Origin of the sequence: Streptomyces xanthophaeus, assembly GCF_000725805.1 — a bacterium.
Lineage (GTDB): Bacteria > Actinomycetota > Actinomycetes > Streptomycetales > Streptomycetaceae > Streptomyces > Streptomyces xanthophaeus.
Genome location: NZ_JOFT01000019.1, coordinates 186115 through 208411 on the forward strand (window position 1 = coordinate 186115; position 22297 = coordinate 208411).

The 22297-nt window shown below is 69.9% G+C and carries 21 protein-coding genes and 2 pseudogenes; 13 read left to right on the forward strand and 10 right to left on the reverse strand.

Annotated elements, in window-relative coordinates:
* Window positions 1–140: 140 nt before the first annotated feature.
* Window positions 141–2144 (reverse strand): FHA domain-containing protein, encoded by a 2004-nt coding sequence (locus IO30_RS0114135; RefSeq protein WP_031142858.1) that lies wholly within the window; start codon window positions 2142–2144, stop codon window positions 141–143.
* Window positions 2145–2314: 170 nt separating this feature from the next.
* Between IO30_RS0114135 and IO30_RS0114140 the strand changes: the two genes are divergently transcribed.
* Window positions 2315–3973 (forward strand): serine/threonine-protein kinase, encoded by a 1659-nt coding sequence (locus IO30_RS0114140; protein WP_078904682.1) that lies wholly within the window; start codon window positions 2315–2317, stop codon window positions 3971–3973.
* 279 nt (window positions 3974–4252) lie between these two features.
* On the opposite strand, the pseudogene IO30_RS46955 reads toward IO30_RS0114140, so the two are convergent.
* Both IO30_RS46955 and IO30_RS0114150 read right to left on the reverse strand, forming a co-directional pair.
* Window positions 4253–4595, reverse strand: a pseudogene (locus IO30_RS46955) (RidA family protein); the annotation flags it as partial.
* A gap of 392 nt (window positions 4596–4987) precedes the next feature.
* Window positions 4988–5231, reverse strand: a pseudogene (locus IO30_RS0114150) (dienelactone hydrolase family protein); the annotation flags it as partial.
* Window positions 5232–5602: 371 nt separating this feature from the next.
* Here IO30_RS0114150 and IO30_RS0114155 point away from each other — a divergent pair.
* Window positions 5603–6211, forward strand: coding sequence for a suppressor of fused domain protein (locus IO30_RS0114155; protein ID WP_031142864.1), 609 nt, complete (start codon window positions 5603–5605; stop codon window positions 6209–6211).
* 302 nt (window positions 6212–6513) lie between these two features.
* Complete coding sequence (locus IO30_RS0114160) at window positions 6514–7095, forward strand: hypothetical protein (protein ID WP_051902235.1); 582 nt, start codon at window positions 6514–6516, stop codon at window positions 7093–7095.
* A gap of 563 nt (window positions 7096–7658) precedes the next feature.
* Here the strand turns inward: IO30_RS0114160 and IO30_RS0114170 are convergent.
* Complete coding sequence (locus tag IO30_RS0114170) at window positions 7659–8300, reverse strand: NADPH-dependent F420 reductase (RefSeq protein WP_031142869.1); 642 nt, start codon at window positions 8298–8300, stop codon at window positions 7659–7661.
* A gap of 109 nt (window positions 8301–8409) precedes the next feature.
* Between IO30_RS0114170 and IO30_RS0114175 the strand changes: the two genes are divergently transcribed.
* The 4 genes from IO30_RS0114175 to IO30_RS0114200 all read left to right on the forward strand — a co-directional run bounded on the left by IO30_RS0114175 (window position 8410) and on the right by IO30_RS0114200 (window position 11563).
* A complete protein-coding gene (locus IO30_RS0114175) occupies window positions 8410–8796 on the forward strand; it encodes a winged helix-turn-helix transcriptional regulator (protein ID WP_037893982.1) in 387 nt (128 codons plus the stop codon).
* A 776-nt stretch (window positions 8797–9572) separates the two neighbouring features.
* Window positions 9573–9956 (forward strand): hypothetical protein, encoded by a 384-nt coding sequence (locus IO30_RS41905; protein ID WP_031142874.1) that lies wholly within the window; start codon window positions 9573–9575, stop codon window positions 9954–9956.
* Between the two features lie 84 nt (window positions 9957–10040).
* Window positions 10041–10307 carry a hypothetical protein gene (locus tag IO30_RS41910; protein WP_031142876.1) on the forward strand — a complete coding sequence of 89 codons (267 nt, stop codon included), beginning with the start codon at window positions 10041–10043 and terminating at the stop codon, window positions 10305–10307.
* Window positions 10308–11029: 722 nt separating this feature from the next.
* Complete coding sequence (locus IO30_RS0114200; RefSeq protein ID WP_157853255.1) at window positions 11030–11563, forward strand: hypothetical protein; 534 nt, start codon at window positions 11030–11032, stop codon at window positions 11561–11563.
* 22 nt (window positions 11564–11585) lie between these two features.
* Here the strand turns inward: IO30_RS0114200 and IO30_RS44600 are convergent, their stop codons facing one another.
* Window positions 11586–11843: an AAA family ATPase gene (locus IO30_RS44600; RefSeq protein ID WP_107066884.1), complete on the reverse strand. Its 258-nt coding sequence runs from the start codon at window positions 11841–11843 to the stop codon at window positions 11586–11588.
* Window positions 11844–12414: 571 nt separating this feature from the next.
* Here IO30_RS44600 and IO30_RS0114205 point away from each other — a divergent pair.
* The gene (locus tag IO30_RS0114205; protein WP_202205021.1) at window positions 12415–13530 is read left to right on the forward strand and encodes a winged helix DNA-binding domain-containing protein; all 1116 of its coding nucleotides are present in this window, start codon (window positions 12415–12417) and stop codon (window positions 13528–13530) included.
* Window positions 13531–13789: 259 nt separating this feature from the next.
* On the forward strand, window positions 13790–14326 hold the full coding sequence (locus IO30_RS40435) for a hypothetical protein (RefSeq protein ID WP_202205011.1): 537 nt from the start codon (window positions 13790–13792) through the stop codon (window positions 14324–14326).
* Between the two features lie 83 nt (window positions 14327–14409).
* Here the strand turns inward: IO30_RS40435 and IO30_RS45950 are convergent, their stop codons facing one another.
* Together IO30_RS45950 and IO30_RS0114225 are read right to left on the reverse strand one after the other, a co-directional pair.
* Complete coding sequence (locus tag IO30_RS45950; protein WP_051902237.1) at window positions 14410–14874, reverse strand: zinc-binding metallopeptidase family protein; 465 nt, start codon at window positions 14872–14874, stop codon at window positions 14410–14412.
* Between the two features lie 420 nt (window positions 14875–15294).
* Window positions 15295–15573, reverse strand: a complete 279-nt coding sequence (locus IO30_RS0114225; protein ID WP_031142888.1) for a GlsB/YeaQ/YmgE family stress response membrane protein — start codon at window positions 15571–15573, stop codon at window positions 15295–15297.
* A 162-nt stretch (window positions 15574–15735) separates the two neighbouring features.
* Here IO30_RS0114225 and IO30_RS0114230 point away from each other — a divergent pair, with 162 nt between their 5' ends.
* Window positions 15736–16017, forward strand: a complete 282-nt coding sequence (locus tag IO30_RS0114230; protein WP_051859244.1) for a hypothetical protein — start codon at window positions 15736–15738, stop codon at window positions 16015–16017.
* 485 nt (window positions 16018–16502) lie between these two features.
* On the opposite strand, the gene IO30_RS41915 is transcribed toward IO30_RS0114230, so the two are convergent.
* The 3 genes from IO30_RS41915 to IO30_RS0114245 all read right to left on the reverse strand — a co-directional run bounded on the left by IO30_RS41915 (window position 16503) and on the right by IO30_RS0114245 (window position 18640).
* Window positions 16503–16868, reverse strand: coding sequence for an STAS domain-containing protein (locus IO30_RS41915; protein WP_051902239.1), 366 nt, complete (start codon window positions 16866–16868; stop codon window positions 16503–16505).
* Between the two features lie 309 nt (window positions 16869–17177).
* Entirely contained in the window at window positions 17178–17345 is a 168-nt protein-coding gene (locus tag IO30_RS43435) for a hypothetical protein (protein WP_199921027.1), read from the reverse strand.
* Window positions 17346–17830: 485 nt separating this feature from the next.
* Window positions 17831–18640 (reverse strand): TIGR02452 family protein, encoded by an 810-nt coding sequence (locus IO30_RS0114245; RefSeq protein WP_031142894.1) that lies wholly within the window; start codon window positions 18638–18640, stop codon window positions 17831–17833.
* A 590-nt stretch (window positions 18641–19230) separates the two neighbouring features.
* On the opposite strand from IO30_RS0114245, the gene IO30_RS0114250 reads away from it, so the two are divergent.
* The 3 genes from IO30_RS0114250 (at window position 19231) to IO30_RS0114260 (ending at window position 22159) form a co-directional block, all read left to right on the forward strand.
* Window positions 19231–19533, forward strand: coding sequence for a hypothetical protein (locus tag IO30_RS0114250; protein WP_031142896.1), 303 nt, complete (start codon window positions 19231–19233; stop codon window positions 19531–19533).
* A gap of 836 nt (window positions 19534–20369) precedes the next feature.
* Window positions 20370–20990, forward strand: coding sequence for a carbonic anhydrase (locus IO30_RS0114255; RefSeq protein WP_031142897.1), 621 nt, complete (start codon window positions 20370–20372; stop codon window positions 20988–20990).
* A gap of 335 nt (window positions 20991–21325) precedes the next feature.
* Window positions 21326–22159, forward strand: a complete 834-nt coding sequence (locus IO30_RS0114260) for a PIG-L family deacetylase (RefSeq protein WP_031142899.1) — start codon at window positions 21326–21328, stop codon at window positions 22157–22159.
* Window positions 22160–22297: the final 138 nt, after the last annotated feature.

Genomic DNA, 22297 nt, shown 5'->3' on the forward strand with positions numbered 1-22297 from the left:
GACGGAGCCGGTGGCACGTTCTCGACATCTTCAGACCGCAGGATTCCAAGAATCTGGACCGCCTCAGCACTGCGCATCGCCGATGCGCCGCAACTGTTTCGGCCGGCCGGCCGGCCGCGCCCGGAGCCCGGTCACACCCCTCAGGCCTGCGGCTGCCGCGCAAGACTCCGGGGGTCCGCCGGGCGGGGCACGAAGACCGGGGAGTCCGACTGGTAGAAGAGGTCGATGTCGGCCTCCTCACCGCCGACGATCAGCGTGTCCCAGGCGCCGCTCTCCCACAGGGTGCGGAGGGTGGCCGGGTAGACGGAGGCGAGGTGGGAGCGGAGTTCCGCGTCGGTGGGCAGGCCGGGCAGCCGGGACCCCAGCCGGTCGCGGATTCCGGCCATCCGCTCCAGTAGCGCATCCAGGTCACTCCCGTCCGCGGTGGTGCGAGAACCTGCTCCCGCCGCGGCACCTGCTCCCGCCGCGGCACCTGCTCCCGCCGCGGCACCGGCTGCGGCCGCACTACCGGCTGCGGCTCCGGCCCCGGCAGCGGCTTCCGTGCTGCGCGCGATGATGTCCCTGATGGCACGGGTGACGCCCTGTTCGTCCGTGGTCACCATGGCGTTCCAGGCCCGGCTCTTGTGCCGGTACTGGAGCATCGACATCGCCGCCTCGTGCCGGATGAAGTCGGCGTCCCGCAGCGGCTTCCCCCGCCAGGCACGGCTGAGCGACCGGGCCAGTGATGTGGCCGAGGCGAGGCCGCTGTTGAGGCCGCGACCCGGCCAGAAGTGGATGGCGTTGGCCGCGTCGCCCAGCAGGAAGCCGTAGGTGCCGGGGCTGGTCGCGGTCGGCCGGTGCAACTGTGCGGTGAACCGCGGGCGCTGCACCATGTCCAGCCGGAACGAGGTGATCGCCGACAGGTCGTCCTCGGCGACCCCGAACAGGCGCAGGCCCTGCCGGATCTCCTTCCACAGCGGTGAACTGCGCAGCAGGGCGGGGAGGAAGAGGGTGCCGTGGGTGGGGCAGCGGAACTCGTTGTCCTCCTCCTGCCGGCTCATCAGGCAGGGGCGGGCGGCGATGCACTCCTCGAAGACGTGGCGGACCGGGTCGATGCCGATGACGCTCTTGGCCTCCTCCCGCGTCAGCCGCATGTTCAGGAAGCCCTCGCCGCGCAGCGAGTTGAGCAGGAAGCGGTTCTGCGACACGGTGAGCAGCACGCTCATCGGGTCCGGCAGCCTGGACTTCACCCGCAGCCCCAGGACGACGTCCTGGAGGTGCTCGCCGTCGAGGGAGTAGATCGAGGCGTCGGCCGCGCCGAAGCGGTCGGCATAGTGCTCACGCGTCCGGGAACGGCCGCCCTCGCAGACCACCAGGACGTGTTCCTGCGTGAGCCGGTTCTGCTGCTCCGTGACGTCGAAACGCTTGGCAACGAGCCGGATCGCCGACCTCCGGTTGGCCAGTTCCAGCAGCCGGTCCTCGATGTGGGCGATCCGGATGTTGCGGGGCGGACGGCCGTCGACCGAGTCCGGGCCGACGGGCCACATCTCCGAGTAGGCGCCGCCGTCGTCGAACAGCGCGGTGAGCACCTCCTCGGACAGGGCGAGGTACTGCCGGCTCTGGACGGTCACCACCTGCTGGCGGCGGAAGTTGCCCTGGGTCTCGTCCTTCCAGACGACCGCCGAACCCTTCCTGGTCCAGCGCCCGTCGTAGAGGGTGATGACGGTCCTCCCGGGCAGCATCTCGTCGAGGGCCAGGGCGAAGGCGAGGCCCACCGGACCGCCGCCGGTGATGGTGACCCGCAGCATGCCGGGGTCCGCGGTGCCGGCCCGGGGGACGTCCAGGAGGGAGAGGTCCATGACCGTCTCCATGGCGTCCTGCGCCTCGTACAGGAACGTTTCATTGCCGATGCGGATGCTGTCGTTCGGGCGCAGTACGTGCCGGGTGACCCGCTGGTCGTTGACGAAGGTGCCGTTCCTGCTCTCACGGTCGTAGAGGACGAACCCGGCGTCCTCCGTGAGGATCTCGGCGTGCAGCCGGGAGGCGCTGGGGCTGACGATCACGATGCTGTTGTCGCTCTTGCGTCCGAAGCTGAGGGGCTCGCTGCCCAGGACCACGCTCTGTCCGGTGAACGGACCCGTGCGCCCGACGATGACCGATGGCACTCCACACCCCTTGAAGATGACGCTGCTGATTGCTCGTACGGCAGCAACACGCGGTCGGGATGGTGTTCGGTTCAATCATTTTCTTGGGATCTTTTGAGTCCTGGTGAACCGGGGGAGCGCTCCGTGCGTGATGTTCGCGTCGGCCGGCGATAAGAGGGAGAACCGCCCCCATGTACAACGAAGAAACCGAGACCGCGACGGAGCCCGCGCTCGCGGCCACCACCGCGGTGACCAGCACGGGTACGGTCACCACCGCGTCCACGACCGCTGCCGCTGCCGCTGCCGCACCCGCACCGGCACCCGCACCGGGTCCGGCCGGCGGGGAACGGCTGATCGCGGGCCGCTACCGGCTGCTGTCCCGCCTCGGCGAAGGAGGCATGGGCACCGTGTGGCAGGCTCGCGACGAGACCTTGCACCGGGAGGTCGCCGTCAAGGAAGTCCGGGCCCCGGCCGGTCTGCGGGCCGAGGACATCGGGCGGATGTACAGCCGGCTGGAACGGGAGGCATGGGCGGCGGCCCGGATACCCGACCGCAACGTGGTCACGGTCCACGACGTGGTCTTGGAGGACGATCGGCCCTGGATCGTGATGGAGCTGGTCCGGGGCCGGTCGCTGGCCGAACTCCTGCGCGACGAGGGACCGCTCACCCCGCGCCACGCCGCGCACATCGGCGCCGAAGTGCTGAGCGCACTGAGGGCCGCGCACGCCGTCGGGGTGGAGCACCGCGACGTCAAGCCGGCGAACGTGCTGCTCGCCGAGGACGGACGGGTGGTGCTCAGCGACTTCGGCATCGCCATGGTCGAGGGCAGCACTGCGCTGACCATGACCGGCGAGGTCGTCGGCTCTCCCGAGTACCTGCCGCCGGAGCGGGCACTGGGCCGCCCCTCGGGCCCCGCGTCGGACCTGTGGTCCCTCGGCGTCATGCTGTACGCGGCGGTGGAGGGCATCTCCCCGTTCCGGCACGACACCGCGCTGAGCACCCTGCGAGCCGTCGTGGACGAGGAACCGCCGGTGCCTACCCGTGCCGGCCCTCTCGCCCCCGTCATCGCCGGGCTGCTCCGCAAGGAACCCGCGGAGCGCACCTCCGCCGCCGAAGCCGCCGTAGCCCTACGGGACATCGCCCACGAGCCCGATGCCACGACGACCGGCGCCCGCATCCTGCCGACCGCCACGCCACCCGGCCCCACGGCGGCAGCCGCCACCACGCCGACACCGACCACCGCGACGGAACCCACCGCTACGGAACCCACCGCTACGGAACCCACCACAGCGGCAGCCGCCACCACGACTGCACGCACCGCGCCCGACAGCCCGCCGGAATCCGTGCCCGAAGCGCCCGAGCAGGCCGCGGCCGCCGAAGCCCCTGCGCCTCCCGCCCAGCCCCGTGGGCGGCGTACGGCGGTCCTCGTCGCGGCCGGCGCAACAGCCTGCGTACTGATCGCGGGCGGACTGACCTACGCGCTGGCAGGCAACGACGGGGATACCGCGACAGGTTCGGGCGTACGGGTGTCGGTGGCGGGTGCGAACACGACGTACACCGGCAGCTGCCCGACCCCCGAGGGACGGGCCCCGGCCTTCACCGCGACCTTCACCGCATCCGAACCGACGCTGATCTCCTACCGCTGGGTGTCCGGTGACGGCTCGGTGGTGGATCCGCACTGGCGCACCCTGTCGATCGGCGACAAGGCCAACCCGACGGGCCACGACACCGTGCGCCTGACCACCTATACGAAGGCGGGCACCCTCACCACCGGCATGGCCGTAGAACTCCAGAGCCCCACCCGCACCCTCTCCAACCCGGTGCCCTTCTCGATCACCTGCACCGGCTGAACCGGCCGGCCGGGGCAGGTGCAGGGCCGCTCCCGGTCCGGGGCCGCACGTTTCGACCGCGCCCGGACCGGTGCCGCCGCCCCCCGTCAGCCCTTTCGTGGTTCCGCAACGGGGCCTCCGGCCTCCGGCCTTCGGGTCCGGAACGACTCCCCTTGGTGCAGTGGGTGATCCGGGGGGTGTCACTGGGCCCACGGCGGGCGCTGCCGGTTGCGTCCCCAGATCCCCTTTACGGCAGACCCCAGACCGGACCCGGACGGCGGCCGCAAGGAGATGCGGCTCTTCCATGACCGCGGTGGCGTCGACCTGGACAAAGAGGTCCGGTTCCCCCAGCGCCGCGACGCCGAGCAGGGTGATCGGCTTGACCGGGTCGACCCCAGCTCCGACGCCGTCCGGCCCACCCCCTCACCCAGCAGGAGCATCATCTCGGTGATCCAGTCGACGACGTAGACGGTCAGCTCCGCGACGTCGTCGAAGGATCCGCCGCTTTCGGTCAGGGCGGTGTTGATGTTGAGGTTCGACCTGCGCGGCGAGGTCTCCTGCTCCGACAGGCCGACCGTTGGCGGTCGCGCGCGACCTGCCCCGCGAGGAACAAAAGCTTCGATCCTGGCAGGCACTGCGCCAGGCGTCGACCCCTTGGAGCTTGCGACGCAGAGCTGGGTGATCGGCCACGGCCTCGCCTCGCTCGTCGCCATCGGCCCCTTGCCGCCCGAAGCGCTCTCGAACGGCGTCGCCATGCTGACCGCGCTGAACGCGCGGCTCCGTGCCGGGCGTTCTCGCCCTCCTCGGCGAGCATGCCCGCCGCCGTGACGTACTGGAGAGGGTTGCAGCCGTGCCGGCCACCGGCTTGAGGGCCGTTGCTGCCGGACAGGTGGGGGAGGGGGTATCCCGTGGGTGGGGGTGCGGGGTGCGTCTCGCTGCCTCCGGTTCTGCTGTGAGCGCTTGAGGGGAGGAGACTGCCAGTGCGACGCTGACCAGTCCCGGCGCCAGCATGTTTGCCTGGGTCATGCCCCCAGATCACTCCGTGATGGGCAGGCACTCGGCGAGCAGGTCGACGATGTCGCGCCAGGCTCGCTGCGCGTGCTGTGGGTGGTAGCCGACGCCGGGGACCACGGTGTGGTCGACTGTCGGGTGGTGGAAGGCGTGCAAGGCTCCGCCATATACCGCGAGGCGCCAGTCGACGCCCGCGGCCTGCATCTCAGCGGTGAACGCGTCCCGTTGCGCTGGCGGCATGAATCGGGTCTTCCGACTGCGCTCCAGCATCCAAACGTGTCCCTACGGGGGACCTGCCTCGCCCCAGAAGGCGGTGGACGTCAGCGAGCCGGATCCGGCTGGTCCGGTCGCTTGCGCCACGTGGACGGCCCTCGCCCGGCGCGTCGGCAGGGGAGGGACGGTGCTTCCGGCTGACCTCCCGGTGGTCAAGGCCGAAGGAGCGGTCATGGCGACCTACATCCCTGCCAATCCGGCGGCTGCCAAGGATCTTCTCCAACAGGCCGATGGCAACCAGCCCTCTACACCAAGCGCGGTGAAGCCCTTTGGCACCATGGCACCGTTGGCTCAGGGGTCGAAAGCAACGTACGGCGGGGCAGACGCACGGCCGGGCTCCGGGCCGGCCGTGAGATCCTCTCGACCATGTTGAAGAGCCAGCGCAGGAGGCAGGCGACAGCCGACCTCGAGACCCACGTTCGCAGCTTCTTCGCCGGCCATGCGGTCACCGTCGACGACTATGACCTCGGCTTCGGCCGAAGGGGAGCCGTCCCAGGTCTGAGGATCCTGACCGTCAGCCCGGGTCCGCGCGCCGACAGCTGGGCCTATGTCACCGCCGGCTGCAGGTCCACTGGCGAGACTGGCGAGACTGGCGAGACTGGCGAGAACGGCGGCCACGGCCTCGAATTCGTCCTCACCGCACCCGCCCGTGACGAACGGTTCGCCGATCTCCTCGCCATGACCGCGTACTACCACGCCGGCCACCGCCTCGATCTCGGCCACAGCCTGCCCATCGGGGAGCCGTGGCTGGCCGGGTCTCATTGCGACCACCTCCTGATCAGCCTCCCCTATCTCCACGGCCCCGGCCTGGAGCAGTGCCCGCTGCAGGACGGTCATGCCCGCATCCTCTGGCTTCTGCCGGTTACCGCAGCCGAGATGGCATACCGCCGCGAGCACGGCCACGAGGCGCTTGAGCAGCTCTTCGACGAGCAGGGGATGGTCCCCACCGACCCGCGGCGCCCATCGGTCGCCTGAAGGTTCCCGAGCGCAGCCTGGCCACGGACCGGGGGAACCTCGGCCGTGAGGCAGCGAGCAGTGGCGAGACCGGCCACGTGCCCGTGATCCAGCCATTCTGGATTCCGGGGTCTGCGGTGGGCGTGTCACCGGTAACCGCCGCACCCCGTCGGCGTTGGGCTGGTGTCGGCAAATGGCCTCGTCGCGAGGCCTCACAGCCGTCCGACGGTCTGAAATCCGTCTCGCCTCCCGCGTACCAGCGCCGGTTGGATCCTCGCCTTCTGTCCGAGCACGGCTCGCGCAGACACCCCAGGAGCGTTTTGATGTCCACGCAGCCCCAGTCCGGCCCCGGCAACCCGCAGCAGCCGGAAGGGCTTCAGCCACCGCAGAAGCAGGGCATGAGCACGCGCCTGAAGATTGCCCTGGGATGCGGTATCCCCACGCTGCTCGGCGTGATCATGATCGGCGGCTGCTCGGCCCTTTTCACCAAAGCAGCCAACGACGTCGGCAAGGAGCTCGACAAGAACCACGACTCCGCGGCCGTCGCGCCCGGAGGTTCGGTACAGGCGGGCGGAGCCCGGAAGGACGGCGAGGCGGACATCACCAAGGATGTGAGGGTGACGTCCTGCAAGGTGAAGACCGGAGAGTACGGAATCACGGAACTCGACGTCAGGATCGAGTACGTCAACAGCGGGGACCGCCGGTTCACCTACCTCGCCGAGGGCGAGGTCACCGTCAACGGCGAAAAGAAGAGCGACCTCCTGTCAACCGGCCAAAACCTCGCCCCGGGCCAGAAATACACGGACGACGACGCGGGTGCCCTCGCCTACGACGTGGCCAAGACCGCAAGGCCCGCTGACAAGATCGAATGCAAGCTGATCAAGGTCTCCCGCAACTCCTTCTGAGCAGCTCCACCCTTCGGCGACGCCGACCACAACCGTCCCGGGCCGGGGAGCGAGGTCTGGGAGCGATCCCGTGCTTGTCCTCGGCAGTCAGGACGCCCTGTGCCGGATGGTCGCTTCGAGGGCTGCGATGGTGTCGTCGGCGCGTGCAGGGGAGTGCGCGGCCCTGCACGTGGGGATGGGGGGAGCAGCCGACGCGGACGACGACCCCGCCGCGCGCGAGCGGCTGCGGTTGATCGTCGACACCGCTCCCGACCTGCGGGCCCGCACGCGGGCAGCACGAACTGCCGCGCCTTCGCCCGTTTGAAGACCCGGCGGATCCTCCGCGAATGCCGATTGGAGGGCGACGGCGTCCACCACGAGATGAGCAGCATCGCCCTCCTGCACAACCCCACCCTCGGCGGGCAGACAAGCGGACCGAACACGGGCCGCAAGGCCCGCACCCACTCGAAGATCCTTTACCTGGCAAACAGTCAAGATCACTTTCGGAAGGCTCCGTGCTCCCACGTCCCCACAGGGGCACGGTTGGCGCAATCCCCGACCCCTCTGGCCTGGGCCCGCGATTCTCAGGCCGCCCGCGGGGGTTCCGGGAACGCCAGGCCGGGCGAGCCGCCCGCCCACCACACGCCGATCACGAACGCGGCTGTGGCCTCGACGTACGCCGCCCGGTCCAGCCCGCCCGCCGGCATCGGGCTCCATCCCATTCCGGTGATCAGTTCCGTGACGTGCCCGGCAGCGCCCGGGTCATCGGCGCAGAACGGCACCGCGGGCGGGATCGCGCCGAAGGTGCCTGCCGGGTGGTCCCACATGCTTGCGTGGGCCAGGTTGAAGGCCTTCACCACGTGTGCGCCCGGTGCCGCCGCCCCGATCAGGCCGGCCACGCTCTCCCCGGGGCCGGTCGTCAACATCACCCCGCCGGGCCCGGGATCCAGGGGGTTCGTGCAGTCCACGACCGTCCGCCCGACAAGGGTCCCAGCGTGCTCCCGGGCCAGTGCGGGTGCGGCCCCGGCCGGTACGGCAAGCAGCACCGCCTCCCCGTACCCCACCGCCTGCGCCGGCGTCCCGTGTCCGGCCGCTCCGATCCGCCCGGCGAGGGCCTCGGCCGTGGCCGCTGCCCGCCCGCCGACGAACACCTCGTGCCCGGCCCGCGCCCACGCGCCGCCCAACGCCGCCGCCATGTTCCCCGTACCCAGTACACCGATGCGCATCTCGTGTTCCCTCTCGGCCTGTTGTGTCCTGCTCGTTCCGATCGGGGTCCGACGCTACGAACGCCGACGCACACCGTTTGGTGTCCATCGGAGGAGGCAGGATGGCGGCATGGAGAAGCTGCCCGATCCGGCCGCGGGACTGCCGGACCTCACGTACACGGCGGACTGCCGGGCGCGCGTCGCCTTCGAGGTGCTGGCGAACCGTTGGGACAGCGTCGTGGTCTTCACGCTCGGCGTGACCGGCCCGATGCGGCCCCGCGCGTTGGTCGCGCGGATAGGCGGGATCAGCCCGAAGGTTCTGAACGAGGCGCTGCGACGGCTGGAGTACAACGGCCTCGTCGAGCGACACGCGTACGCCGAGGCCCCGCCGCGCGTCGACTACGCCCTGACTGAAGCCGGCACTGCGCTGCTCACGCCGATGCGGGCGATGGGCGCGTGGGCCGCGCAGTACGCGGACGGCGTGCTCGACGCGCAGGACCGGTACGAGACCCGCTGAGGCCGTGCGCTACGGGGGCGGTACGTGGGGCGGTCGGGCCATGGGGGTGGGAGTTCTGCCCAGACGGTCCTGCCGCGCTGCGAGCTTCGCTCTTCGAGCACCGGAGACGGCCGCAGCTCTCCCCGCCGTCGCTGCCAGCAGGGGGACAACACCGCGCGTGCGATGAGAGGTTGATCCGACCGGCGTTGCCGATGGATTCCTCCAGGCAGAAAGACCGTCCTGGAGCGACCACGCCCGAGCGCGTGAGGGCGACGCCCCGCGGCCAAGGTCGATCCCCTGCCGGGCATCGATGAGCCGGGCTGGCGGCGCGGGCGACAGGCTGGTCAATGCCGATCAGAACGCCGCACCAATTGATGACCGTGCACCGGGGTGGGATCGTGGCCGACATGGTTGACACTCGCTCGCGACGGTACGAGGCCACCGCCCGCAGGATGTTCTGGTGCGGCGTCGCCCTGTTGCTGCTGGGACTGGCCACTCTCGCGGCGGCGCGAACGGGCAGAGCCCGATCGTGGGCGTGCGACCCGGGCTGCCGCCCGACGGAGAGCACGGCGTGGGAGGTCACCGGAACGCTGGGTGCGGTGGGCGCGGCCCTGGGCGCGCTGCTTTGCGCCGTGGCCGTTCTCATGGCCACCCTCCGCCGCCCGCCGACCCCTCCATCGTCGAGCGATCCCTCGGCCGGCTCAAGCAGCACCGGGCGGTAACCGCGCGAACGGGCACCGCCAGGCGCGATGCTCAACTGCTGCGCGGAAGCCACCGATACGACCTCCGGGCATCCGGTGCCGCGGGCGAAGCCCGCGCTGGCCCGGGCCGCTTTGGATGCCTGGCCGGACTGGCTCGAAGCCCTGCGCGACGCGGACGGGCACGCGCCGTCCCTGGATTCACCGGGCACGTTCGTCGTCCTGGGCGCGCAGGCGCCCCCCACAGCAGTACGGAATTTCGACGCGGTCCAGGCGGCGCTGAAGGAGTGCGCGGAGCCGCAACAGGAGGTGCAGGCCGAAGACATCCCGGCCTGCACCCCGCGCCCCACGAACGTCCGTTCCGTGCCCTCTACCTGGAACGCGAGGGCGCTGTCGATGCTCGCGCCCTCCTCACCGCCCTGGAGCACTGCGGACGCAGTCTGGGCGTCACCGTCGTCGACGGCCAGGCATCCCGCCTACTGACGGCGGCGGCCAACGGCACAACTACCGGACTGCGCCTCGCCGACGGCTGCCAGATTTCCGCGGGCGCCGTCGTGGTCGCTGCCGGTGCCGCCTCCCAGCCTCTCCTGGACCAGGTTCTCGCCCACCGGACGCCCCCGCTGCTGCACGGCACGGGCTGCCGCGGTCCAGACCCTGCGCCATACCGGGCCCGGCTTCGTCCGGGCGATCCGCACCCCCACCCGCTCCGGGGCGTGCGGCATGCACCGGGTCCCCCTCGGCATCGGGGTCGAGCACCTCGGCGCGACGAACATCGTGTGCTTCGACCCGCCCGAGGGCCCCCAGCTGGGCGTCACCCAGTTCCTGAGCTCTTAGATCCCGCTCACCTGGGGGGTGTGATGAAGGTGACGCTCACAGGCCGCCAGCCCCCCAGCGCCTTTGCTTCAGCTTCCTCATGGCGGCCCGGGCCATGCAGGGCTACAGCGGTGGCGAGCTCGAGCTCTCCGCTGGCGGAAGGAAGCGACTCGGGGGGAGCCCTGCGGGAGTCGGACAAGGCCTCCTCGTGACGGCCCTGGCCCGGGTGCCCCCACTCCTCCTCGCCCACCCCTTCCAGTGGGTCGCACTCCAGACTCCTCTTCGCAACGTCACGGTCAGTGAGACTACGTGCCCGGCAGAAGCGCCGCCGCGGGTCCGCAAAACACCATTGGGCGGCCGGGAACAGGCAGATGAGGACCCGAAGGCTTCGCAGTGGCATGCTCGTTCGCCGTAGCAGGTGGCGAGGGCCTGGTCCTGCCTGGATCTGTCGAAACAGGGGGCAACGACGTTGCGCCACGACCAGGCGGCCCCGCGAACGGGCTGAACAGGTCCAGGTCAGGCCGGTGTTCAGGTGTCTCGAGTTCTCTGACGAAAAGAAGGGAAGACGATGCCCAGTATGGCCTGCCACTTCCAGTCCTCCAGGTCGCCCCAGTTGGAGGCCGGCCCCAGCCTCGTCGCCGGCGATGCGGGCGGGTCCTTGTCAGCAAGTACGCAAAGGTCGGAAGGGAATACGGGTACCAGTGTTTCCGGTCCGGTCCGGTCCGTAGGTCGGACTATTTTCGTTGACAGACGAATTGCGTCATGTGGACTGCCAACCGCAGTTCGGGGAGAGGGAAGGGCCGACATTGTCCGGAGAGCAGGATGAGGCAGTTTTTCGGTTCGGCTGGCGTGGCAGCCATTGCCCTGGCGAGCCCGTTGACGACCTGTGGTTGGCGATCAGCAAGGATCCCGACGGTACCTGGAGCCTCGACGCGTACTTCATCGGCCCCACGACACTGACGGGTGGCGCACCGCGGGCCGCCGCGTTCGCCCAGTGGCTGCTGGCCGGCCCACCCGAAGGCCGGTATGAGAAAGAGTTCATATTGGTTGACGGTGAACCGCAGAGCGGATCGCGCCGGCTCGCGGACGGTACTCGGCTCACCGTCGAAATCCTGTTGGGCCGTGAAGAAGCGGGTGGACCCGAGTACCTCCAAGTGATTTTGACCGGCGAGATTCGCAACTACGCCTTTGCACTATGCGCACCGCTGGAATGCCAGCGGGTGCTTCGCGCTGAGCTAGAAGCCGCCGCGGCCCGACTCCTTACCTCAAGCGCCTAGGTTCGCTGGCCGAGGAGCAGCATCAGCCGTGTTCGCCGTCAGGGCACCTTGGTTGGATGAGAACGGAGCCTTGAGGTCGCCGAAGAGGACCTCGTGCACCGTGGGCGGCGCGATGGCTGTCGATCGGAGACCGGTCTGTGATGCGTTCGGCGATGGTTGAAGTGGTCGTGGTGCGAATGATGGCCGGGCATCCCAGGTCTTGGGCGAGTGCGCGCGGGAGCGTGGTCTTGCCCGTGGCAGGCGGACCGGTGAGGGCGACGATGGTCGGGTGGCTATCCACGGTGGCAGCGCAGCACTCCTGGAAAGAGATCGCAGCAGGTCATGACGGAGATCGGGAGACGCCCCGACCCTGCTTGCGGAGCTCGAAGGCGATGAAGCCGGGCGTCGTGGCCCAGCTTCTCGTGTTCGGCCGGGTGGGTACGGGCCATCGAGGCGGCGGATCGGTGTGCGACGAGGCGTTCGACGGTGAGGCCCGTGGCGGTGAACTCGTCCAACCAGGGCTGAAGGGGCTGACGCCAGTAGCGGTGCGTCCTGCCCCCGGACCAGATTGGCTGCCCCCGTCGGAGAGCCAGTCGGTACTCCGCGCGTTGTGCCCGTCCCCGAGGTGGTCTGGACACCGGCCGAAGAGGTGATTGTGTCCGTTGTGGGCATTGAGGACATCAGGTGTCCGCCTTGGTTCGTAGTGTGGCCGGTGAGCGTGCCCCCTTGATCGGGACGACCCGCGGTCCGCGGGGACGGGCCGGTAGGGACCCAATGCGCGGTGATCGCGACGGTCCTCCCGGCCTGTCAGGATCATCAACCGTCCGACACCACTGTGAGGGATCTTGTCCGAGAAGCTGACGTGGAGCGAGATGTGCGGGCGGCGCTTGAGCCGTCATGGTTTGACCCCGCCGCTGACACAGGGCGGTCCGGCCGCTGCCGCGGCAGCGATGTGCGGCACGCACGCGCAGGTCCTGTCGGCGGCCGAGGTGTCGATCGGCCTGCGACTGCACAGCGCGACACGTACGGACGTACAGGACGCGTTGTGGTCGGACCACAGCCTGGTCAAGACCTTCGGACCCCGAGGCACCGTCCATCTCCTGCCCGCCTCCGACCTGTCCCTGTGGTGCGGCGCGCTCGGCGCGCTCCCCGCCGCCAGCCGGTCCGCGGCCGACGTACGCATCACCGAGGAGCAGACCGAGGAACTCGTCTCGGCGATCGGGGCCATCCTCGCCGACGCGGAGCTGACCGTCGACGAGCTGACCGAGGTGCTCGCTGACCAAGTCGGCTCCTGGGCCGCAGATCCGGTCATGCCGGCCTTCCAGACGAAGTGGCCACGCTGGTGGCAGATGACCGAGACCGCCGCGCACCGGGGAGTGCTGTGCTTCGGGATGAACAAAGGCCGCAAGGTCACCTACACCAATCCCGCCCGGTGGCTGCCCGGCTTCACTCCTGCGCCGCATTCCGAAGCGATCGACTGGCTCCTGGGGCGCTATCTGCATGCCTACGGGCCCGCCACACCCCAGCACTTCGCCCGCTGGCTGGCCGCCACCCCCGCCTGGGCGCGCGGCCTCTTCGAGAACAGCGATCTCACCGAGGTCTCACTCGAAGGCATCCGGGCCTGGGTCGCCGACGGCGACTCCGGACCTGGAGAGCCTGCCCAGGGCGTCCTGCTGCTGCCGCACTTCGACGCGTTCGCCGTCGGCTCACAGCCCAGGGAACTGCTCTACCCTGGCCAGGCGCGGGACCGTGCACTCGCCCGGGGCCAGGCAGGCAACTACCCCGTACTCGTGGTCGACGGCACCGTCGCAGGAGTCTGGCACCAGAAGAAGACCGGCCAGAACGTTGCCATCACCGTCGAGCCGCTCGGCGAGCTGACCGTCCGGCAGCACAGGCAGCTCGAAGAACAAGTCGAGCGTATCGGCGCGTTCATCGAAGCCCGGCCGTTCCTCACCATCGGCACGGTCACCGTCGGCGCCCACGCCTAGAGAGTAGGGAAAGGGTCTGTCCCGGACAGGTCAGAGTCGTGCTCGCTCTGCTGTTTCAGCCTGCCGAGGCGAGGTTGTGGACGGAGACGATGGCCCGCACGGTGTGGCGCGGAGCGCGCGCCGACTGCGGGGCACTGCCCCGCCTGCGGGCCCGGCGCCGCACCATGCCGGCCGACTCGGTGAAGGTAGGTTGATCCGCGGGCGACCCCGGCCGGGACGGCACACGCAAGGACCCCGACCGGGGTGAGGAGGAAAACCGGTGAAGCGTACGAGCTCCTACGCCATCCGCATCGCCTCTGCGGCAGTGACGGTCCTGCTGGCGCTGTCGACCACCGCCTGTAGCGACAGCGGCGGCCGCAGCGGCGCACCAAAGGCCCGCAGCGGGGGACCCGTCTGGGCAGCGGGTCAAGGCGCCACCGAAGCCGCCGGGTTCATGCGCGTTCAGACACCGACCAGCGCCACCGAGGTGAAGGGGGCGGTGCAACACGGCTTCCAGGACACCACCTACCTGCTCTCCTTCGCTGCACCTACTAGCGACGCCGAGACGTTCATCGCTGACCTGCGCCCGGAGGAAGCCCTACGGGCCAACACCCCGCGCGACTCCAAGACGTACCCAACCGTCACCCCGTGGTCCCACCTCGGACTGTCAGAGCCGGAAACCCAACAGAAGGTCCGGACTGCTTCCGTCTGCCCGCCCTGCATCAAGGACGAGCGCAGGTCCACCGTCCAGTCCGTCACGATCTTCGTCCAAGACGTCGGCGACGGCCGTGCACGGGTCTACCTGAAGGCATTCTGACGCTGCTCTCAGATCGAGCAGGCCTCGCGGGGAAGCCCTGAGCATCCGGCCAGTCACGACTGACACCGCTCACCCTGGCCGGTTCAATGCACGGGGAGTTCACGGTTGGCCGCCTGCGCCGCTTTGCATTGGAGGCCGTCGGCGCTGATCACGCCTTCTTCTCCACCTGTGGCAGCTCTCTGTCGGTGAAGGCTGCGATGCTCTCCGTCGCCGGGCCGCACGAGATGGACGCAGGAGCCGGCGATGTGCTCGCTGAAGCGGTCCGAGAGGACGTCGTTGTCCCGGAAGTGGGAGTAGCCGCTGCCCTGGCGGGTCACGTCCACGGTGGTGGAGGTCGTGGCCGCCACGCCCTCGGACCATGCACGCAGTCCGAACCGACGTTCGGCGTAGGCCGGTACGACGTTGGTGGCGCTGCCTCCGTCGGTGATGTTCCCCTGGACGTGCGAGCCGGCCGGGAGGCGTTTGCTGGCCACTGCCGCGGTGTTGAACAACTGGGTGAGGGCGGGGAGGGCGTCGATCCCGGGTGGGATCGCCCGGATGCGCCGCACGGCCGTGGAAGCCCATGCGGATCTGTGTCCGCGCCGTCAGCGGCGCCCATGACCAGTCGTGAACACCCGGATGGAACATGAGCCCCACATCCACAGCCCCGGTAGCGCGTCGTACTCCAGCAGCGGGGCCACACAACGCCCCGGCCCGTTTCCAGGCCGACCGGGGACGTCGTGTCCAGCCCGGCGATCCCCTGCTCCACCTGGAAGCCGGTCTGCTGGAGCTTCCTGGTGAGCAGTCCGGCCGCGCGGTGCTCTTCGTAGGCGAGTTCGGGGTCAGCGTGCAGGGTCCGGCTGACGTGCCACAGATCGTCCGCGCGCTGCGCGCAGTGGGCACGAGCCGATCCGGCCGTCCCGTACGTCGGACAGGCCCGCCGCGCAGTTGGTCTTCGCGGCGGGCCGTGGACGCGGGGAGGCGTGGGGTCAGGCGTGGCGGTGCGAGTGCCGGCTGCCGGCGACTACGCGGTAGAGGGCCAGCAGGATGACGGAGCCGATGATGGCGGCGATCCAGGTGGAGAGGTCGAAGAAGCCGTCGATCGAGTCGACGCCGAATATGACCTTGCCGAGCCACCCGCCGAGCAGACCACCGGCGATGCCGATGAGCATGGTGATGATGATGCCGCCCGGGTCCCTGCCCGGCATCAAGGCCTTCGCGATGAGGCCGGCGAACAGCCCGATGAGGATCCAAGCGATGATGCCCATGAAGGTCTCCTACCTCGTTGTATAAAGCCGGTGTCAGTGCATCGTCTGCACCGTCGCGCGGTCTTCAAACGTCTGGGTCGGTCACTATCCGGATTCCGTGCGGCGGTCCGGTCCGGTCCGGCCCGCACGGTGTAGCCGCCGGACAGCGGTAGAGGGACCTCCATGAAGCTGTCGGGAGAACTGCTGTCCGAGTCCACGCTGCGCGAGATGATCGGGTGGTTCGTCCACGTGATCGAGGCGGCCGGCGCGCTGATCATCTTGGTGGGCGCGGTGTGGGCCTTCGCCCGGTTCACCACCACCGGGATCCGCGGGCGCTCCCTGCTCGGCGAGTTCAACAAGATCCGACTGAGCCTGGGGCGCATCCTCGGGGTTCTTCGCCTCCTCCGCGGGGCAGGGCCGCACCCCTCGACCACCCCGCGAACGGCCGCGCCCGGGTCTTCCTGAGCGTCAGCATGCACTCGGCGCACAGTGGCTGCGGGCCCGGCTGAGTGCGCCGTCCGAGTGGCGCCGGTGGGGGAAGGCCGATCGGTCGGCGGATCCATCGCGTGCAGCTCTCGGTGACGGGGTACGCGTGCTGCCGGCGTCTGATGCGGGCCCGTGCCCCGGACGCCCCATGCTCCACCGGTCCACCGGTCCACCGAACGAAAGGGACGACGATGACACAGAAGGAATCCCGCAGGCCGACCCCGCCCTCCGGAGCGCCGGGACACGAAGGACGGCGAGGCCGGTGATGCCGTGCGCCCCAGCTCCGATGCCCAGCGCCGGACCACCCAGCAGGGCGAGGGGAACGGGTAGGACAAGTAGACGTCCATGTAGCCGGACCATGGAGTGGCAGAGCCCTATGAGGGCTCTGCCACGTGCGGCGAGTGCTTGTGGGCGGGTGGCCGGTTGGACGGCGTCAAGCCCCGGCGGAGTCGGCGTGGTGGGTCCTACGCTGCGGTGGCGACCGGCGCCGGGGCATCTGAGAGCGCGGCGTCGGCCACGGAGAGGGTGAGCTCGATGACCAGCCCTGCGACCCCCGTCTGCGCCTCCAGCGTCCGGCGCGTTTCAGCGGCCGTTGCGACGACGGTCAGCTGCACGCCTGCGGTGCGGCACATGCGGTGGGTTCGTACGACGGTGCTCACCGCGGCGGGGCTCAGTGGCGCGTCCGAGAGCTCCAGCACGGCGGGTGCGGACCGGTGGGCGGCGAGGTAACCGTCGATCGCCCAAGCGGCCGAGGCCCGGCCGGCGATGTCCAGGTCGGCTGGCAAGTGGATGATCAGGACACCGTTCTCGGTCACGTTGAAGGGCAGCACGGACACTCCTTGTCTTCACGGCCACATCGGCTGGGTACCGTCCGGATGCCCGCGGCTCGGCCTGGTATGCGTGTTCCGTGACGGTCGGGACCGCCGACGGGAGCGGAGAAGGGCCGGGCGATCAACCCGCCCCCGGGCCGTCGTTCCGACGACACCATGCTCGGATCCGAAGAAGCGCGTCGCACCGACCTCGTGCGGCGCCGTGCCGTCAGGCCCCCGGCCCTGCCGCCGACACCCTGCGCCCCGAGGCGGCCGGGCAGCGGCCCTACTGGCAGCTGAGTGCGGCAGAGCAGGCGACGGAGGTCGGTCTCATCCGCTGAGGGCAGGGAGGAGCTTGTCGTGGCAGGCGGTGAAGAAGGCGTCCTGGTCGGGGCCGGTCTGGCCGACGTACACCTCGTCGAACCCCGTGTCCGGGTAGGCGCGTACGGCCGTCACGTGCTCCTCGACGTCATCGCCGTACGGCACGTCGTCGGACACCTGCTCGCGGGTGACGAGCTGGCCGGCCCCAACGCGTACTCGCAGCAGTGGCGTTGCCTACCGCCGTACGGGTACCCCTCGCCCACGACTTCCTCCGACCGACAGTCGTAGCCGCCGCTGCCACCGCCGTCCCCTGTTCCTCCTGCACCACCAGCGGGCCCCTTCTCCTGTACCTGCGCGATCCGGGCTCACCCGCCTCGTCTGGGGGTTCTGCGCCCTCTTCTATGGCCACCGGATTCCGCAGGGGGGAGGCGGGGGACTGGCGGCGGTGGGGGGAGTCTTGTCCTTCTTGCGTGGCGAGCGAGCCGACGGAGCGCCGGTAGGCGGCCGAGGCGGCCGGGCGGCGCTCACTCGGACTGAGGCCGAGGTGCGATGGCACGTGCCTTCGCGGTGCCTCCGCCGCCATGCCCGGGCCCCCGTCTCGCTACGGGTGATGTCGGTGCGCCCGCTGCGGTGCTCATCGATCCAGGTGACGCGGAGCATCGTCAGCTGGCGAACCTGGCCCGGAAAGCGGTGCGGTTGGGGGAGTCGGCAGCGCGGTCCCAGACGGCGAAGGTGATGCGGGCGAACGGGGCGCCGTGGGTGTCCAGGGCTTCGGCGAACGCGTCCGCCACCTCGGCCGGGTCATTGGCGAACACACCGCAGCCCCAGGCGCCGAGGACGAGCTCGCGCACGCCGTGGTGGGCGGCCACGCCGAGGACGCGGCGGGCGCGTTCGGTCAGAGTGCCCTTGACGTCGACCTTCTCCCCCGGCGAGTGCCGCGCCAGCTGGCCGGCGTTGGGAGCGGGGGAGGTCAGGAAGGAGACCTGGTACGCCTGGTCGAGCAGAGCGCGGGAACCGTCGCGGATTACCGGTACGTGCGGGGAGAAGATCACCCGGTGGCTGTAGTTGAGGTCTGCGGATGCCCGATGGGCCGCGTAGTAGTCGGGGGCTTCGAGCAGGCACGAGTAGAGGAGAGCCGTGCGGCACAGGTCTTCCTCCTGGGCCTTGGCGCCGCGCAGGTACCCGCCACCGGGGTTCCGGGCCGAGGCGAAGTTGAGGACGGCGAGGTGCTCGACGCCTTCGTCGGTGAGGCGGCGGGCAGCGCGCAGGCTGTCCTCGTCGGTCACCTCTGCCTGACGGGTGAAGGGCCCGGTGGGCGCCGGGGCGAAGGCGGGGGAGTAGGAGACGGTCCCGGAGCGGGCGGCGGCGAGAGCAGGGGCTATGGAGACCCGGGCGCCGGTGGAGGTGGTGTAGCTGCCGGTGGTCGCCAAGCGTTCGTTCTCGGTGGCGAGGTTCCTCAGACGGTTACTCATGAGGGCGATGGTAGCGAGGAATTAGTGTCAGAGTGACTATTTTTGAGAGTGCGTAAAGGGGCACCGGCACTCGCAGACCACGGAGAGGGGGCACCGCACCCAAAGTGATCGAAATGGCAGGAGCGGGAAGTCGTGGGAGCGATCGGCAGCGGGGAGGGTGCCCCCTCGGGTGGCCTGTGCTCTCGGCTACGGCCCGTGGTCGTCGCAGAGCCATCGGGCGGGACGGAAGGGCGCGGGCGCCCCGCACGGCTGTACCCCAGCCCCGTGCTCTCGCGGTAGGCGATCCGTGGTGCCCCGGTCTCTGCAGGCTTCGAGCTCGGGGCGGACCCCGGCGAGCGGGGTGCCGGGGCGTAGAGGAGCGGCGCGGGCTCATGGACCGGCGCGGCCGAAGGCCGGACGCGGTACGTTGGGTCGCCGTCCTCCATGGAGCCTTGGCGATGCGGACGGCAGTCACTTCACCCGAGCCTTCAAGAAGCACTGCGGTGACACTCCCCCCGAGTACGCCCGCTCGACCGGAGCGGCCTCGCTCTCTCCGGACTGCCACCCGCCGGGCCGCGAGGTTGCCGAAAGCGATCGCTAGGATCAGAAACATGATCCGCCCCTGGTCGAAGTCTCCCGAGCGCAAGCACGTCATTGCCTCACTGGTACTGACCACCCTGTTGGCGATCGGGTGGTACGGCTTTCAGCCCGCCCCCACCGACTGCGTCGTCTATCACGGGGCGTACGTTCCTCTTGAAGGGGAGGGGCCCGCCGCGAAGCAGCTCAAAGAGCTTGAGAAACAGGCTTCCGGCGCCGAGGAATGCCCACGGATGAGGCGCTGGGACACCTGGGGGTTCTCGATCTGTACCGCAAGCGAAGGCGTTGCGGCGGACTGCGCCGCTGCCGCCGGGTAGCGGCGGTCGGGACATCGGTATGCCGCTGCCGAGGCGGCCCCCGCGGAGCCCGCGCAGGCCGCGGGGGCGCTGCCCCTCCTGGCCGCCCTTGGCGTCGGGTGCCCTGTGACGGAGAGATCCTCGGCGCGCTCAGTGCGCGCTCCGCGCAGCTAGGTAGGGATCTCTGGAACTGGATCTGACCGGAGTTCCGCGGAATGCCTGGTGCCGGTATGGAGGGCGCGTGGATCCAGAACCACCTCGGAGGCCGTCACCCAGCAGCCACAACCTGTCCGGCCGTGACCTGGGGAGGTTCAGGCAGCAACGACGCGAGGTTGTCCCGTACGAAGTCAGCGGCCCTCCTGACCGACTCTTCGGCCCCGGCTCGGTCTTCAAAGACGCTGGTGGAAAGCATCACTCCACCCCCCGCATTCACCCAGTAGTAGGCCACGAATCCAGGCACTTGGCGAAGGAGAGGCACAAACCCCTCATCCACTCGGCGTCCCGCCTCGGCAGGATCAGTCACCCCTTCATACCGTCGAACCACTGCGTACATGGCTGATCTCCTCACGGATCCCAAGTCGCCTCGTGCGAAACGACCTACCCCCACCGCGCGTCGCTGGCTCGCGGGAGATCCGGAAGGCACTCGGATAGGCGCACCGATGAGCCAACGGCATCCACGGGAGACAAGGCCGGGCGGGCGAACCGGCTTCATGACGCTGCAGCCAGAGCCTTGTAGATCCACCCCGAAGGGCAGGACCGGCCTGCCGCAGCGGGGATTCCCGGCCCGACCGGTGCACCCGCGCTCCTTTGGCGGACCCCGCGCTGTGGCGGGCCGAGCGGGGTCGTACCCTGCGGCCATGAGCGACGCACCCACCCTGACTCCGTCCGAAGCCTTCGAGCTGCTGCTGGCCGGCAACCAGCGGTTCACCGCAGGCACGCCGGAGCACCCGAACCAGGACGCAGCGCGGCGCGCCGAGACCGCGCCCGCTCAGCGCCCGTTCGCCGTCTTGTTCGGCTGCTCCGACTCCCGGCTTGCCGCCGAGATCATCTTCGACCGCGGCCTGGGCGATCTGTTCGTGGTCCGCACCGCAGGCCACGTGGCCGGGCCGGAGGTGCTGGGCAGCATCGAGTACGCAGTCAGCGTGCTGGACTGCCCTCTGGTCGTGGTGCTGGGCCACGACACGTGCGGCGCGGTCGCGGCCACCCGCACCGCCCTGACCGACGGTGTCATGGCCACCGGGTACGTACGCGATGTCATCGAACGCGTCACGCCCAGCGTCCTGGCCGCCCGTGCCGCCGGACTCACCGAGGACGACGACATCATCGCCGAGCACATACGCCACACGGTCGACCTCCTCCTGGACCGCTCCCGCGTGCTCGCAGACCAGGTCACCGCCGGCCAGGTAGCCGTGGTCGGTCTGTCCTACCGGCTGGCCGACGGCAGCGCCCGCGTTGTCACGACCCGCGGCCTGCCATAGGGAGCGGCCATCTGAACAGGGCGGTCACCGTCACTGGGATCGGTGGCGCGCTCCTCCTCCCGCAGTCCCTCGAAGCGATGCCCGCGGTCAGGAGAAGGCCGTGCTACACAGAGGGCCAGCCAGGCGGGCCAAGAAGGAGGCTGTCCGGAAGGCCAAGTGGCCGCGTCGGGAACAGCCGGTCCGGTGCGCGCGGTTGCACCGACCGAGGGACCGGGATCACGGGCGGGAACACGGAGACCGCATGGACGTCCGCCCCACCAGGCTCCGGACCTCAGGACCGCGGTACGCCCGTCCCGCAATGGGACCAATAAGCATTTCTGCAGGAGGACTGTTTCATGACTGACCGGCCCTTGACGCTCATGGCTGTGCACGCCCACCCCGACGACGAGGCCACCGGAACCGGAGGGGTCCTCGCACGGTATGCGGCGGAAGGAATCCGCACGGTTCTCGTCACGTGTACCGACGGCCGTTGCGGTGACGGACCGGGCGGCGCCAAGCCAGGGGAGCCCGAGCACGATCCGGCGACCGTCGCCTTGATACGCCGTCAAGAACTCGAGGCAAGCTGTGACGTCCTGCAGGTCAGCAATCTAGAGATGCTGAGCTACGCCGACTCCGGGATGATGGGCTGGCCGAGCAACGACGCTCCCGGATCATTTTGGCAGGCCCCCGTGGAGGAAGGCGCCGCCCGGCTTGCGGAACTGATGCTGCGTTACCGACCCGATGTGGTGGTCACCTACGACGAGAACGGCTTCTACGGCCACCCCGACCACATCCAGGCCCACCGTATTACGACGGCGGCGCTGGAGATGACTGCGCTGACACCGAAGGTGTACTGGACGACGATGCCCCGCTCGGGGATGCGACGGCTCGGGGAGATCATGCGCGAGTTTCACGAGGACATGCCGGAGCCGGACCCTGCCGAGGCTGCCGCGATGGCCGAGATCGGGCTCCCCGACGATGAGATCACCACGTGGGTGGACACCACCGCGTTCAGCGGGCAGAAGTTCGACGCGTTGGCCGCGCACGCCAGCCAGGGCGAGAACATCTTCTTCCTCAAGATGGGCAAGGAGAGGTTCGGAGAGTTGATGGGCATGGAGACCTTCGTCCGTGTCCAAGACGCCACCGGCGCGGCCGTACCCGAGAACGATCTCTTCGCCGGACTGCGCTGATCCGTCCGTCCGACCGACCGGTGGACCGGTGCGGAGGCGGTGGAGCGGCAGACCCGGAGATGCGGGAGCTCAACCGGCGCGCGTTCCCCTGCGAGGACGTTGCCCCCCGGGAGGCGCCGCCGCCGATCGAGGATGCCC